Consider the following 13,345-nt stretch of genomic DNA (forward strand, 5'->3'; position numbering starts at 1 on the left):
CCGGGGTGTCAACGCCCACGGGTGATCTGACCTGGATACGCCAGGAATGCGATGCGTCCGACTGGGTATGGCTGCGTTGTTCTCCGGCGGTGTTCCATGGTTCTGACAGATCCTCACGCACAAAGGAGTGCCTGCCGTGAACGCCGTCGATGTCCGGATAGCCCGCCCGCCGCTCGCCCACCTGCCCGCGCAGGGCGGACCCGCCGAGGGGCTCTCCCCCGCCGAAGGACCGCTCACCAGCGAGCCCCCGCTCACCGGTTCCGCGCACGCGCCGCTGACCAGCGAGCCCCCGCTCACCGACGAGGCCCCGCTGACCAGCGAGCCGACCACCTCCGCCGCGGCCGCCGCGGCGGGTGACTAGACAAGGATCCAGATGGACGACCTCGCCCGGCTCGCGGCCCTGTACGGCGTCGCCACCACCTACCAGCCCGCCGAGGACGTCACGGTCCGGGTCCCCGAGGCCACCATCGCCGCCGTGCTGCGGCAGTTGGGCGTGGACACCGACACCCCGGAGTCGGTACGGGCCCGGCTGGCCGGGGTCGAACGCGAGGCAGCGCAACGGCTGTTGCCGCGGATGCTGGTGTGGTGGGCCGGGTCGAGGCCGCCCGTGGAACTGGGCGCGCTGCCGCCCGGCACCGTACTCCGGCTGGAGGCGGAGGAGGACGCGGGGGAGGAAGCGGCGGAGCCGGGGCCGCTGCTGGCGCCCGGGGGGGCGCTGCCGGAGCCGCCGCCCGGCGTGTACCGGCTCCGGGCCGAGGCCCCCGACGGGCGCACCGCGTCCGCCACCCTGATCGTGGCCCCCGACCGGGCCCCGGCCGCGCCGGAGCGCACCCACGGGCTCCTCGTCCAGCTGTACTCCCTGCTCTCCGAGCGCTCCTGGGGCATGGGCGACCTCGGCGACCTGGCGGCCCTGGCGGACTGGGCGGGCCGGGTCCACGGAGCCGGGTTCATCCAGGTCAACCCGCTGCACGCGGCCGTGCCCGGCACCCCGACCGACCCCTCCCCGTACCGGCCGTCCTCGCGCCGCTTCCCCGACCCGGTGCACCTGCGGATCGAGGACGTCCCGGAGTACGCCGACTGCCCGGACCGCGAGGCCCTCGCCGAACTGGCCGCCCGGGGCGGGGAGCTGCGCCGAGAGGTGCTGGAGAAGGGGGCGCTGATCGACCGGGACGCCGTCTGGGCCCTCAAGCGGGCCGCCCTGGAGCTGCTCTACACCGTCCCGCGCTCACCCGAACGGGAGGCGGATTACGGGAACTTCCGCGCCGAGCAGGGCGCGGAGCTCGACCTGCACGCTGCCTGGTGCGCCGGGCACGCCGGGGACGACCCGAAGACCCGGGCCGACTTCCACCGCTGGCTGGTCTGGCTGACGGACGCCCAGCTCGCCGCCGCCCAGCGGGCCGCGAAGGACGCCGGGATGGCGGTCGGCATCATCCACGACCTGGCCGTCGGGGTGCATCCGCAGGGCTCCGACGCCGTCGGGGCTCCAACGGGGACGCCCTTTTACGCCAAGGGCTGCTCCGTGGGCGCCCCGCCGGACGCCTTCAACGCGCGCGGTCAGGACTGGGGGCTGCCGCCCTGGCGCCCCGACCGGCTGGCCGCCACCGGGTACGCGCCCTTCCGGGCCCTGCTGCGCGGGGTGTTCCGGTACGCGGGCGCCCTGCGCATCGACCACGTCATGGGACTCTTCCGGCTCTGGTGGATCCCCGAAGGGACCCCGCCGGCCGAAGGTGCGTACGTCGGCTACGACGGGGAGGCGATGCTCGCGCTGCTGGTCCTGGAGGCCCGCCGGGCCGGGGCCCTGGTCATCGGCGAGGACCTCGGCACCGTGCAGCCGGGGGTCCGTCAGGCGCTGGCCCGGCGCGGGGTGCTGGGCACCTCGGTGCTCTGGTTCGAGCGGGACTGGGGCGGCGACGGGGAGCCGCTGGAGCCGGCGCGCTGGCGCTCCGACTGCCTGGCCACCGCCACCACCCACGATCTGCCGCCCACGGCCGCCAAACTCGCCGGATCCCATGTGGAACTGCGCGACCGGCTGGGCCTGCTGACCCGCCCGCTGGAGCGGGAGCGCGCCGAGGACGCCGCCGACACCGCGCGCTGGCTGGACGTACTGGAGGACCTCGGCCTGGACACCAAGGGCGAGGAGGCCGCCGTACGGTCGCTGTACGCCTTCCTGCTGCGCACCCCGGCCCGGCTGGTCGGGGTCTGGCTCCCCGACGCGGTGGGGGACCGGCGGCCGCAGAACCTGCCCGGCACCTGGGACCAGTACCCCAATTGGCGGCTGCCGCTCGCCGACGCGGAGGGCCGGCCGCTGACCTTGGAGGCGCTGGCCGCCTCGCCGCGCGCGAACGCCCTGCTGAGCGCGGTGCGGGACGGGGTGGAACCCCGTACGGCACCCCCGGGCGCGCGCGTCGTTTAGGTGTTCGCTACGTTTGCACCGTGGACAAGAAGAACGCTCTGCGCGCCGGCGCCGTCACGGCCGGAACGACGCTGATGATGCTGCTGATGACGTCTCCCGCCCTCGCGCTCACCCGCGACGACGGTGACGACCCGGGTAAGGGCCTGAGCATTGCCCAGACGCTCGGCCTGTACGTGGCCGCGCCGATCGTGCTGTTCCTGGTGATCGCCGGTCTGGTGATGGTCGGCGACAAGTCGCGCAAGGGGCAGAAGGAGAGCTGACCCCACCAGGGGTCTTCGCTCCACTCGACACTTCCGGGGCGCCGGGGGTCCGTAAGGACCTCCGGCGCTCAGTCGTACCCGGGCCCGGTTACGGACCTCCCGGTTCACGGGGGGCCTACCGCTTTACGGGGCCTCCGCCATCAGCTTGCGCAGCAGCCCGGTGAGCGCCGCGACCTCCGTGTCGTCGAGCCCCGCGAGCGCGGCGCGCTGTACCTCCAGGCCCGCCGCGACCGCCTGGTCGACGACCGCGAGACCGCGGTCGGTGATCGTCACCTGGATCCCCCGCCGGTCGTGCGGATCGGGGTTGCGGCAGAGCAGCCCGGCCTTCTCCAGCTTGTCCAGCCGTCCCGTCATCCCGCCCGTGGTGAGCATGAGGGTGGCCGAGAGCTGCCGCGGGGAGAGCGTGTAGGGGGCTCCGCTCCGGCGCAGGGTGGCCACGACGTCGAACTCCCCGCGCCCGATCCCGTAGCGGCCGAAGGCCCGTTCCGTGGCGTCGCCGATGGCCTTGCCGATCCGGTGGATCCGGCCGAATACGGCCATGGGGGCGGTGTCCAGGTCGGGTCGCACGGCGAACCACTGGGCGGTGATCACGTCTACGGCGTCGGCGGCGTCGGCGCCGCCGGTCGTGGGGGTGTGCTCGGTCATGGGCGCAGTATCCGGCTTCCGCTTGATCGTTCGCAAGAAAGTTACTTGACGATAAGTAGCTTAGCGGTAAGCTACTTGCGAGCGACCTACTCGGGAGGGACCCGCAATGAAGCGCATCGCCACCATCGCCCTGACCGCCCTCGCCCCGATCTCCTGGGGCTCCACCTACGCCGTGGCCTCCGAACTGCTGCCGCCCGACCGGCCGCTGTTCACCGGGGTGATGCGGGCCCTGCCCGCCGGGCTGCTGCTCACGGCCCTCGCGCGGACCCTGCCCAAGGGGCAGTGGTGGTGGAAGTCCGCGGTCCTGGGCGGCCTCAACATCGGCGCCTTCTTCCCACTGCTGTTCCTCTCGGCCTACCGGCTGCCCGGCGGCGTCGCGGCCGTCCTGGGCTCCGCCGGACCGCTGTTCGTCGTAGGGCTGTCCGCGCTGCTGCTGGGGGAGCGGGCCCGGCTGCGGACCGTGCTCGCCGCCATCGTGGCGGCCCTCGGGGTGAGCATGGTGGTGCTGACCGCGGGGGCGGAGCTCGACCTGATCGGGATCGCGGCCGGAGTCGTCTCCTCGCTCTCGATGGGCGCCGGAACCGTCATGACCAAGCGCTGGGGGCGCCCCGAGGGGGTCGGCCCGCTGGCCATGACCGGCTGGCAGCTGACCGCGGGCGGTCTGATCATCATTCCCATCGCCGCGCTGGTGGAGGGGGCGCCGCCGGCCCTCGACGGCAAGGCCTTCCTCGGCTACGGCTACATGATGCTGATCAACACCGGCATCGCGTACTGGCTCTGGTTCCGCGGCATCGGGCAGCTCAGCGCCACCTCGGTCACCCTGCTCGGCCCGCTCTCCCCGCTGACCGCGGCCGTCATCGGCTGGGCCGTCCTGGGGCAGGCGCTGTCGCCCGTGCAGCTGCTGGGCATGGCGGTCGCCTTCGGCGCCACCGTCGCGGGGCAGCTGGCCGCCGGGGCGACGCGGCCCGGGAAGGAATCGTTCACTTCTGCTGAAGAAACTGATCAAAATGATTCGATGGACCTGACCGGTGACTCGGTGCGACGGTAGAGCGACGAATCGACAGAACCGACCCCGAGGGGGAGACGCGCAGTGGCCGTCATGGACCGCGACCAGACCGTTCCGCAAGCAGAGCAGGCAGAGCAGGCGGAGCGAGCAGAGCAGCACGGTGACGAGGGTGCCCCGGCCGCCGCCAAGGCCGGGAACAAGAAGGGGGTCGCCGGTCTCGGCGTGCTCCTCGCCCTCCTCGCGACGGTCATCTGGTCCGGCAGCTTCGTCGCCACCCGCGGCATGGCGGACAGCATCCCGCCCGTCCAGGCCGTCTTCTGGCGCTGGACGATCGCCACCGTCGCCGTCGCCCCCTTCGCCGCCCGCCAGGCCTGGCAGCAGCGGGCCCTGATCCGCAAGCACTTCGGCTACACGGCCCTCGCGACCCTCTTCGGCGTCACCCTCTACAACACGCTCGTGCACCAGGCAGGACTGACCACCTCCGCCTCCAACATGGGCATGATCATGGCCGCCTCGCCGGTCATCATGGCCCTCTACGCCCGCCTCGGCGGCGAACGGCTCGGCGCGCGGCGCACCTTCGGCCTCGCCCTCGCGGCCCTCGGCGTCCTGCTCCTGGTCGGCAAGGGTTCGATCCGCTTCGACTTCTCGGCGGGCGACCTGTGGATGTTCGCCGCCGCCCTGTCCTTCGCGACCTACAGCGCGCTGCTCAAGCGCAAGCCCGCCGAACTGGGCGGCCTCGCCTTCCTGATCACCACCTTCGTCCTCGGCGCCCTCATGCTGGCCCCCGCCTACGCCGTGTCCGTCAGCGTCCAGGGAGGCTTCGAGGTCACCCCCTCCGCCGCCGGGATGCTCCTCTACGTCGGCGTCTTCTCCTCCGCCGTCGCCTTCTTCGCCTGGAACAAGGCCGTCTCGATCATCGGCGCGGCCCGCGCGGGAGTCGTCTACTACCTCCAGCCCGTCTGCGTCGCGATCCTCGGCTTCCTCCTCATCGGAGAGCAGACCGGCCCCGCGCAGCTGCTGTGCATGGCGCTGATCCTGGGCGGCGTGAGCCTGGGTGCCCGGCGGTAGGTTCGGTCCCATGATCGAGTGGGACATCAAGAAGCTGCGGATCCTGCGGACCCTCGCCGACCGGGGGACCGTCACCGCCACGGCCGAGGCCCTGCACATGACGCCCTCGGCCGTTTCGCAGCAGCTGACCAACCTGGCCAAGCTGCTGGGGGTCCCGCTGCTGGAGGCCCAGGGCCGCCGGGTCCGCCTCACGGACGCCGCGCACCTCGTGCTGCGCCACGCCGAAGCGGTGTTCGCGCAGCTGGAGCGGGCCGACGCCGAACTCACCGGGTACCTGGCCGGGGAGGCGGGGGAGGTGCGGATCGGGGCCTTCTCCACCGCCGTACCGGTCCTCGTGGTCCCCGCGGTGGCGGCCCTGCGGCGCTCGCACCCCGGCGTGGAGGTCCGCGTACGGGAAACCGAGGCGGCCGAGTCCTACGAGCTGCTCTCGGCCGGGGTCGTCGACCTGGCGCTTTCCCTCGCGGCCCACTCCCCGAGCGCGCGCGACCCGCGGTTCACCCGTCTGACGCTGCTGGAGGACCCCCTCGACGTGGCCCTGCCCCCCGGACATCCGCTGGCCGGAGCCCCGGAACTGCGCCTCGCGGACCTGTCCGGTGATCCGTGGATCTACGGAGGCAGCGGGCCCTGGTCGGAGATCACCCGAGGTGCATGCGAGGCGGCGGGCTTCGTGCCGGAGCAGGCGCACTCGGCGTCGGGCTGGACGGCGATCCTGGCCATGGTCGAGGCGGGGATGGGGGTGGCCCTGGTTCCCAGGATGGTGTCGAGCCGGGCGTCGGGGCCCGTGGTGCGGGTGTTGTCCCACGACCGGCCGACGCGGCACGTCGTGGCGGCGGTGCGCCGAGGCGCGGAATCCGCGCCGGCGGTGGCGCATGCGCTGGCTGCGCTGAGGAGCGTGGCCGGCGGCCAGTCGCAGCCGTAGCTGCCGAGGGGCGGGGGCGCCGCTGCGCAGGGCCTGTCCCCGACCCGCCCTTCGCCCGTTCCCCGGGCTCCGCCCGGACCCGGTCCTCAAACGCCGGACGGGCTGGATTTTCCAGCCCGTCGGCGGGAGGCTCAGGCGGCGGTGGCCTTGCGGGTCACGCAGCGGGCCAGGTGGTCGTTGACCAGGCCGCAGGCTTGCATCAGGGCGTACGCCGTCGTCGGGCCGACGAAGCGGATGCCCGCCTTCTTCAGCGCCTTCGCCAGCGCCGTCGACTCCGCCGTCACCGCCGGCACGTCCTCCGTGGTCTTCGGCGCCGCGCGCCGCCGGGGGGCGTGGGACCAGATCAGCGCGTCCAGTTCGCCCGCACCCCACCCGGCCAGGGTCCTCGCGTTGGCGAGGGTCGCCTCGATCTTCGCCCGGTTGCGGATGATCCCCTCGTCCGCGAGCAGCCGTTCCACATCCGCCTCGCCGAACTCCGCGACCTTCCCGATCTCGAAGCCCGCGAACGCCGCCCGGAACCCTTCCCGCCGCCGCAGGATCGTCAGCCACGACAGCCCCGACTGGAAGGCTTCCAGGCACAGCCGCTCGTAGAGCGCGTCGTCCCCGTGGACCGGACGGCCCCACTCCGTGTCGTGGTACGCGACGTACTCCTCCGTGGCCAGCCCCCACGGGCAGCGCAGCCCCCCGTCGGGCCCGGCGACGACCCCGCTCACTGCCCGTCGGCCTTGCTCAGGTCCACCGGCGCGTCAGGAGCGACCCCCGCCGCCGCCCCGCTGAGCTCCGCGATCCTCGCGTCCCGCTCCGCCAGCTCCGCCGCCAGCCGTTCCAGTACGTCGTCCACCTCGGCCATCCGGTACCCCCGCGGAGCCACCGGCAGGCGCAGTTCGTCGATGTCCGCCCGGACGACCGGGCGGTTCTCCGGCAGGCCGTCGGACACCCGGTCCGGCTCGGCTTCCGGCAGGACGGCCTCGGATCCTCCGCCGGCCACGGCCAGGGTGACCGCGGCGACGACCACGACCAGCGCGATGAGCAAGAACGCGAACACGATCAACTCCCCTGAGAAGACTCCGGCCACCAGGTTAAGGTCGCAGACGAGGCGCAAGGGCCGCCGAAGGAGGAAAGAGCGGGATGCTGCGACTGGGCAGGCGCGAGTTCGAGACGCACGAGCCGGTGATCATGGCCATCGTGAACCGGACCCCTGACTCCTTCTACGACCAGGGCGCGACCTTCCGCGACGAGCCCGCCCTGGACCGCGTCGAGCAGGCGGTCGCCGAGGGCGCCGCGATCATCGACATCGGCGGGGTCAAGGCGGGGCCGGGCGAGCACGTGGACGCCGTGGAGGAGGCCCGGCGGACGGTCGGCTTCGTCGCCGAGGTGCGCCGCCGCCACCCGGACGTGGTGATCAGCGTCGACACCTGGCGGCACGAGGTCGGCGAGGCGGTCTGCGAGGCCGGGGCCGACCTGCTGAACGACGCGTGGGGCGGGGTGGACCCGAAGCTCGCCGAGGTCGCCGCGCGCTACGGCGCCGGAATCGTCTGCACCCACGCGGGCGGGGTCGAGCCGCGCACCCGGCCGCACCGGACCGAGTACGAGGACGTGATGGCCGACATCCTGCGGGTCACCGTCGGCCTCGCCGAACGCGCGGCGGCGCTCGGCGTCCCCCGGGAGTCGATCATGATCGACCCGGGCCACGACTTCGGGAAGAACACCCGCCACTCGCTGGAGGCCACCCGCCGCCTGGCGGAGATGACCGACACGGGCTGGCCGGTGCTGGTCTCCCTGTCCAACAAGGACTTCGTCGGCGAGACCCTCGACAAGCCGGTCAAGGAGCGCCTGCTCGGCACCCTGGCCACCACGGCCGTCTCGGCCTGGCTCGGCGCCCAGGTCTACCGCGTCCACGAGGTCGCGGAGACCAAGCAGATCCTGGACATGGTCGCCGCCATCCAGGGCCACCGGCCCCCGGCGGTCGCCCGCCGGGGACTCGCGTAGCCCCGTAGGACCACTTGCCGACGGGCTACTTGCCGACTTCCTTCGTCACGAGCGAGATCGCCTCGTCCACGTCGTCCGTGACGTGGAAGAGGTACAGGTCGCGCTCCGAGGCCTTGCCCTGCGCGATGACCGTGTTCTTCAGCCACTCGATGAGCCCGCTCCAGTACTCCGTGCCGAACAGCACGATCGGGAAGCGGGTGATCTTCTGGGTCTGGACCAGGGTCAGGGCCTCGAAGAGCTCGTCGAGCGTGCCCAGTCCGCCCGGCAGGACCACGAAGCCCTGGCTGTACTTCACGAACATCGTCTTGCGGACGAAGAAGTAACGGAAGTTCAGCCCCAGGTCCACGTGCTGGTTGAGCCCCTGCTCGAAGGGGAGCTCGATGCCCAGGCCCACCGAGATGCCGTTGGCCTCCCGGGCGCCCTTGTTGGCCGCTTCCATCGCGCCCGGACCGCCGCCAGTGATGACCGCGAAGCCGGCGTCCACCAGCGCTCCGCCGATCCGCACGCCCGCTTCGTACTCTGCCGATCCCACCGGGGTCCGCGCCGAGCCGAACACGCTGATCGCCGGCGGCAGCTCCGCCAGCGTGCCGAAGCCCTCGATGAATTCGGACTGGATGCGCAGGACCCTCCAGGGATCGGTGTGCACCCACTCGGAGGGCCCGGCCGAATCCAGCAGCCGCTGGTCCGTCGTACTGCCCGCCTGCACCTGGCCCCGCCTCCTCAGCACCGGCCCGAGCTGCTGCTCCTCGGGCCGACGGCGAGCGGAACTTTCGGGGTTGCCCATGATGTGCTCCCTCCTGCTGATCGTTGGATCAGGGTAGGCGCACAAAGGTGACGAGAAGGGGAATTCAGGAGGTCAGCCAGGCACGGAGTCGTTCCTCGCAGTGCAGGATCGCCTTCGTCTCGACGCGCTCGTCGACCTTGTGGGCCAGCAGGGCGTCCCCCGGCCCGTAGTTGACCGCCGGTACGCCGAGCGCGCTGAAGCGGGAGACGTCCGTCCAGCCGAACTTCGGCATGGCGTGGCCTCCGACGGCCTCCATGAAGGCCGCGGCGGCCGGGTGGGAGAGGCCGGGCAGGGCGCCGGGAGAGGTGTCGTCGACCACGAACTCGGCGATGTCGCAGTCCGCGAACACCTCCCGTACGTGGGCCAGGGCGTCGGCCTCGCTGCGGTCCGGTGCGTAGCGGAAGTTGACCGTGACCGTGCACGCGTCGGGGATGACGTTGTTGGCGACGCCGCCCTCGATGCGGACCGCGTTGAGGCCCTCGTGGTACTCCAGGCCGTCGATGACGGGCTTACGGGGCTCGTACGCGGCCAGCTTCGCCAGGATCGGGCTCGCCGCGTGGATGGCGTTGGAGCCCATCCAGCTGCGCGCGGAGTGGGCGCGCTCGCCGGCCGTGCGGAGCAGGACCCGCAGGGTGCCCTGACAGCCGCCCTCGACCTCGGCGTTGGAGGGCTCCAGCAGGACCGCGAAGTCGCCGGTCAGCCAGTCGGGGTGGGCTGCGGCGACCTTGCCGAGGCCGTTGAGGTCGGCGGCGACCTCCTCCTGGTCGTAGAAGACGAAGGTGAGGTCGCGATTGGGCTCCGGCACGGTCGCGGCGATGCGCAGCTGCACGGCGACGCCCGACTTCATGTCGGTGGTGCCGCAGCCCCACAGGACGTCGTTCTCGTCGAGCCGCGAAGGCACGTTGTCCGCGATGGGCACGGTGTCGAGGTGGCCCGCGAGCACGACGCGTTCGGCGCGGCCCAGGTTCGTGCGCGCGACGACGTTGTTGCCGTAGCGGTCCACGGTCAGGTGCGCGAGGCCGCGCAGCGCGTGCTCCACGAGGTCGGCGATTACCTTCTCGTCGCCGCTCACGGAAGGGATGTCGACGAGCCGGGCGGTCAGCTCGGCGGCGTCCAGGGTGAGGTCCAGCTCGGATTCGGGCATGGTGCTGACCCTAGCTCCCAGCACCGGGCCGAAGCCTTGTCCGTCCGGCCGATGGACGCGTCGCACGGCTCAAGTACGGTGGGCGGCGTGTCGCAGACCGATCATCCCCGCCCCCGCCGTCGCCGCCGTCCGCTCCGCTGGACCGCCGGCCTGCTCGTGCTGGTCGCGGTCGTCGGCTACTTCATCGTGCAGCGCGAGTCCAACGGCGGTGGCGGCGCCCCGTACTGCACGGCCTCCGCGGACATCGGCGCCGCCGATGGCAGCGGGAGCGGCCCCGCCGGGTCCTACGAGATGTCCCCGGAGCAGGCCGCGAACGCGGCGACGATAGCGGCCGTCGGGGTCTCCAAGGGAATGCCGGACCGGGCCGTGACGATCGCGCTGGCGACGGCCATGCAGGAGTCGGCGCTGCGCAACCTCGATCACGGCGACCGGGATTCGCTCGGGCTGTTCCAGCAGCGGCCCTCGCAGGGCTGGGGCACGCCGGAGCAGATCATGGACCCGGTCTACTCGGCCGGGATCTTCTACGACCGGCTGGCCGAGATCAAGGGGTACTCGCGGCTCCCGCTGACGGTGGCGGCGCAGAAGGTCCAGCTCAGCGCCTTCCCGCAGGCGTACGCGAAACACGAGCCCGACGCGACCGTCCTGACGACGGCCTTCACCGGCGGCGGCCACCTGACCTGTACCGGTCTCGCGCCCACCGCGCCGGGCGATCCGGCGAAGGTCCGGGCGGAGCTGACCCGGCTCCTGGGCAAGAACGGGCCGCACACCATGCCCGCGGAACCGAGCCGGACGGAGGACGGCCGCGGGGCGATCGCGGAGTCCGAGGTCACCCTCGTGGAGAAGCGGGACGGCGGCGAGGCGGCGACCCGCGGCAGCCGGGTGCTCGCGCAGTGGGCGGTGGCCCACTCCCGCGAGCTGGGGATCGCCCGGGTCTCGTACTTCCCCCAGGCCTGGATCGCGGGCAAGGACGGCGGCCGCTGGCAGGACAAGGGCGGCTCGGGGGCGAAGGACGGCGACGGGGACCCGCACAACGCCTCGCCGGGCGAGGTACGGATCTTCGTGCACGGCTGAGCCGGAGCCGACGGCCCGGCACCCCTCGGCACCGCGCAGGGCCCAACGCTCGGGCGTGCGAGGCGTCCCCCGTACGGGGGTGACCCGAACGGCGGACACGAAGGCCCCGGCGGGCACACAAGCGCAGGTCGACGCGTGTCCGGTGCGGTTGTCGCGGAAGCCGATTAAACGATGCGTTACTGATCCTTTACCCACCGGCTCCGCAACTCACCGCCCCCTGCGAGCGGTTGTACCGGCGTATTCAGCCGCTACCGCTTAGGAGCATCATGTCCCTCCCCCTGACCCGCCGGATCGCCCGTACCGCGCTGCTCCTCGCAGCCGGGGCAGCGCCCGTGGTCGGTGCGGCCGGCGTGGCCAGCGCCGCGGGCCTGGAGTCCGTGCCGAAGCTGGGCGCGCTCACCTCGCCGGACGCGACGGTCGCCGCCGCCGGTGACACCGCCACGGAGACGGCCACCAAGGCCGCGCCGGCCGCCGCCCACGCGGTCCCGGCCGCGCCGGCCGATGCCGCCGCCGGCCTGCTCGGCGGGCTCCCGACGAGCGGGCTGACCGCGGGCGGGCTCCCCGGCGGGCTCCCCACGGGCGCGCTGGGCGGCCTCCCCGGCGGCCTGCCCGGCCTCGGCTAGCCGCCGTCCGCAGGAACGCCGAAGGGCCCGGGAGCACGAACTCCCGGGCCCTTCGGGCCGTCGGCAAACGGAGACCCGACCGGCGGGCTAGCCGGCCAGTCGCTTGACCGCCGCCTCGACGCGTTCGTCCGTGGCCGTGAAGGCGACGCGGACGAAGTTCGCGCCCGCCTCGCCGTAGAAGTCGCCCGGCGCGACCAGGATGCCCAGGGACGCGAGGTGGGCGACCGTGTCCCAGCAGGGCTCGTCGCGGGTCACCCACAGGTAGAGGCTGGCCTCGCTGTGCTCGACGCGGAAGCCGTGCGCCTCCAGGGCCGCGCGCAGCGCCGCGCGGCGGGCCGCGTAGCGCACCCGCTGCTCCTCGACGTGCGCGTGGTCGCCGAGCGCCGCGACCGTGGCCGCCTGCACCGGGGCCGGGGTCATCATGCCGCCGTGCTTGCGGATCAGCAGCAGCTCGGCGAGGACCTCGGCGTCACCGGCGATGAAGGCCGCCCGGTAGCCGGCCAGGTTGGAGCGCTTGGAGAGCGAGTGGACGGCGACGAGGCCCTCGTACGAGCCCCCGCAGACCTCGTCGTCCAGGACGGAGACGGGCTCGGCCTCCCAGCCCAGCTCCAGGTAGCACTCGTCGCTGAAGAGCAGGATCCCGTGCTCGCGCGCCCAGGCCACGATCCGGACGAGCTCCTCCTTGGAGAGGACCTTGCCGGTGGGGTTGGACGGGGAGTTGAGCCACAGCAGCTTCACGCGGGCCGGGTCGAGATCGGCGGTCGGGTCGTCGTAGACCACGGGTTCGGCCCCGCACAGCCGCGCGCCGACCTCGTAGGTCGGGTAGGCGAGCCGGGGGTAGGCGACCTGGTCACCGGCGCCGAGGCCGAGCTGTGTCGGCAGCCAGGCCACCAGCTCCTTGGAGCCGACGACCGGCAGGACGTTGTGGTGCCCGGCGGCGCTCGCGCCGAGGCGGCTCCGCACCCAGCCGGTGATCGCGTCGCGCAGGGCGGCCGTGCCCCACACCGTGGGATAGCCCGGGGAGTCGGCGGCCTCGACCAGGGCGCGCTGGATCAGCTGCGGCACCGGGTCGACGGGGGTGCCGACGGACAGGTCGACGATTCCGTCCGCGTGGGCCGCCGCCGTCGCCTTGTAGGGCTCCAGCTTGTCCCAGGGGAAGACGGGGAGACGGGCTGAGACTGCGGCCACGATGCGCTCTCGCTTTCCGGGTGTTCCGTGCGTTCCAGAAATCCCGCGGGTCCTGCTGATCCTGCGGGTCTTACGAGTCCTACGGGTCCTACGTGTCCTGCGGGTTCCGCAGGGTGAAACACCTCGGTCCCGGGGGGGGGGGGCGCCCGGAGGGGGCCCCGGGGGTGGGGGCGGGGGGGGGCCGCGAGGGGATAGGGGTGGTTTAGGCCGGAGAGCCGGCGGGGTGGGGGGGGGT

15 protein-coding genes are annotated in these 13,345 nt (G+C 73.0%); 9 read left to right on the forward strand and 6 right to left on the reverse strand.

Features of this window, described 5'->3' with window-relative positions; translation table 11 throughout:
• Positions 1 to 136: 136 nt before the first annotated feature.
• The 3 genes from ACFXDJ_RS07655 to ACFXDJ_RS07665 are packed head-to-tail and all read left to right on the forward strand — an operon-like array spanning position 137 to position 2,673.
• Positions 137 to 361, forward strand: a complete 225-nt coding sequence (locus ACFXDJ_RS07655) for a hypothetical protein (protein ID WP_384659806.1) — start codon at positions 137 to 139, stop codon at positions 359 to 361.
• A gap of 12 nt (positions 362 to 373) precedes the next feature.
• Complete coding sequence (locus ACFXDJ_RS07660) at positions 374 to 2,413, forward strand: 4-alpha-glucanotransferase (RefSeq protein WP_384659804.1); 2,040 nt, start codon at positions 374 to 376, stop codon at positions 2,411 to 2,413.
• A 20-nt stretch (positions 2,414 to 2,433) separates the two neighbouring features.
• A complete protein-coding gene (locus tag ACFXDJ_RS07665; protein ID WP_384659801.1) occupies positions 2,434 to 2,673 on the forward strand; it encodes a hypothetical protein in 240 nt (79 codons plus the stop codon).
• A gap of 123 nt (positions 2,674 to 2,796) precedes the next feature.
• Here ACFXDJ_RS07665 and ACFXDJ_RS07670 read toward each other — a convergent pair whose 3' ends face one another.
• Positions 2,797 to 3,318, reverse strand: a complete 522-nt coding sequence (locus tag ACFXDJ_RS07670; protein WP_384659799.1) for a MarR family winged helix-turn-helix transcriptional regulator — start codon at positions 3,316 to 3,318, stop codon at positions 2,797 to 2,799.
• Between the two features lie 106 nt (positions 3,319 to 3,424).
• On the opposite strand from ACFXDJ_RS07670, the gene ACFXDJ_RS07675 reads away from it, so the two are divergent.
• The 3 genes from ACFXDJ_RS07675 to ACFXDJ_RS07685 are packed head-to-tail and all read left to right on the forward strand — an operon-like array spanning position 3,425 to position 6,311.
• Positions 3,425 to 4,366 carry an EamA family transporter gene (locus ACFXDJ_RS07675; RefSeq protein ID WP_384659795.1) on the forward strand — a complete coding sequence of 314 codons (942 nt, stop codon included), beginning with the start codon at positions 3,425 to 3,427 and terminating at the stop codon, positions 4,364 to 4,366.
• 51 nt (positions 4,367 to 4,417) lie between these two features.
• Entirely contained in the window at positions 4,418 to 5,392 is a 975-nt protein-coding gene (locus ACFXDJ_RS07680; protein WP_384659820.1) for a DMT family transporter, read from the forward strand.
• A 10-nt stretch (positions 5,393 to 5,402) separates the two neighbouring features.
• Positions 5,403 to 6,311 carry a LysR family transcriptional regulator gene (locus ACFXDJ_RS07685; RefSeq protein WP_384659793.1) on the forward strand — a complete coding sequence of 303 codons (909 nt, stop codon included), beginning with the start codon at positions 5,403 to 5,405 and terminating at the stop codon, positions 6,309 to 6,311.
• A 131-nt stretch (positions 6,312 to 6,442) separates the two neighbouring features.
• On the opposite strand, the gene ACFXDJ_RS07690 is transcribed toward ACFXDJ_RS07685, so the two are convergent.
• Positions 6,443 to 7,024, reverse strand: coding sequence for a DNA-3-methyladenine glycosylase I (locus ACFXDJ_RS07690; protein ID WP_384663352.1), 582 nt, complete (start codon positions 7,022 to 7,024; stop codon positions 6,443 to 6,445).
• The gene (locus tag ACFXDJ_RS07695; protein WP_384663355.1) at positions 7,021 to 7,362 is read right to left on the reverse strand and encodes a DivIVA domain-containing protein; all 342 of its coding nucleotides are present in this window, start codon (positions 7,360 to 7,362) and stop codon (positions 7,021 to 7,023) included. Before ACFXDJ_RS07695 ends, ACFXDJ_RS07690 begins: the two co-directional genes overlap by 4 nt.
• A 77-nt stretch (positions 7,363 to 7,439) precedes the next feature.
• On the opposite strand from ACFXDJ_RS07695, the gene folP reads away from it, so the two are divergent.
• Positions 7,440 to 8,300, forward strand: coding sequence for a dihydropteroate synthase (gene folP / locus ACFXDJ_RS07700; RefSeq protein ID WP_384663351.1), 861 nt, complete (start codon positions 7,440 to 7,442; stop codon positions 8,298 to 8,300).
• 25 nt (positions 8,301 to 8,325) lie between these two features.
• Here the strand turns inward: folP and ACFXDJ_RS07705 are convergent, their stop codons facing one another.
• On the reverse strand, positions 8,326 to 9,084 hold the full coding sequence (locus ACFXDJ_RS07705; protein WP_384663349.1) for a TIGR00730 family Rossman fold protein: 759 nt from the start codon (positions 9,082 to 9,084) through the stop codon (positions 8,326 to 8,328).
• A 64-nt stretch (positions 9,085 to 9,148) separates the two neighbouring features.
• Positions 9,149 to 10,228, reverse strand: coding sequence for a succinyl-diaminopimelate desuccinylase (dapE, locus tag ACFXDJ_RS07710; RefSeq protein ID WP_384663347.1), 1,080 nt, complete (start codon positions 10,226 to 10,228; stop codon positions 9,149 to 9,151).
• 78 nt (positions 10,229 to 10,306) lie between these two features.
• On the opposite strand from dapE, the gene ACFXDJ_RS07715 reads away from it, so the two are divergent.
• Together ACFXDJ_RS07715 and ACFXDJ_RS07720 are read left to right on the forward strand one after the other, a co-directional pair.
• A complete protein-coding gene (locus tag ACFXDJ_RS07715; protein ID WP_384663354.1) occupies positions 10,307 to 11,299 on the forward strand; it encodes a hypothetical protein in 993 nt (330 codons plus the stop codon).
• A gap of 266 nt (positions 11,300 to 11,565) precedes the next feature.
• Positions 11,566 to 11,922: an ATP-binding protein gene (locus ACFXDJ_RS07720; protein ID WP_384663345.1), complete on the forward strand. Its 357-nt coding sequence runs from the start codon at positions 11,566 to 11,568 to the stop codon at positions 11,920 to 11,922.
• Positions 11,923 to 12,009: 87 nt separating this feature from the next.
• Here the strand turns inward: ACFXDJ_RS07720 and dapC are convergent, their stop codons facing one another.
• Positions 12,010 to 13,110: a succinyldiaminopimelate transaminase gene (gene dapC / locus ACFXDJ_RS07725; RefSeq protein ID WP_384656774.1), complete on the reverse strand. Its 1,101-nt coding sequence runs from the start codon at positions 13,108 to 13,110 to the stop codon at positions 12,010 to 12,012.
• Positions 13,111 to 13,345: the final 235 nt, after the last annotated feature.

Source organism: Streptomyces sp. NPDC059443 (assembly GCF_042750105.1).
Classification (GTDB): Bacteria; Actinomycetota; Actinomycetes; order Streptomycetales; family Streptomycetaceae; genus Streptomyces.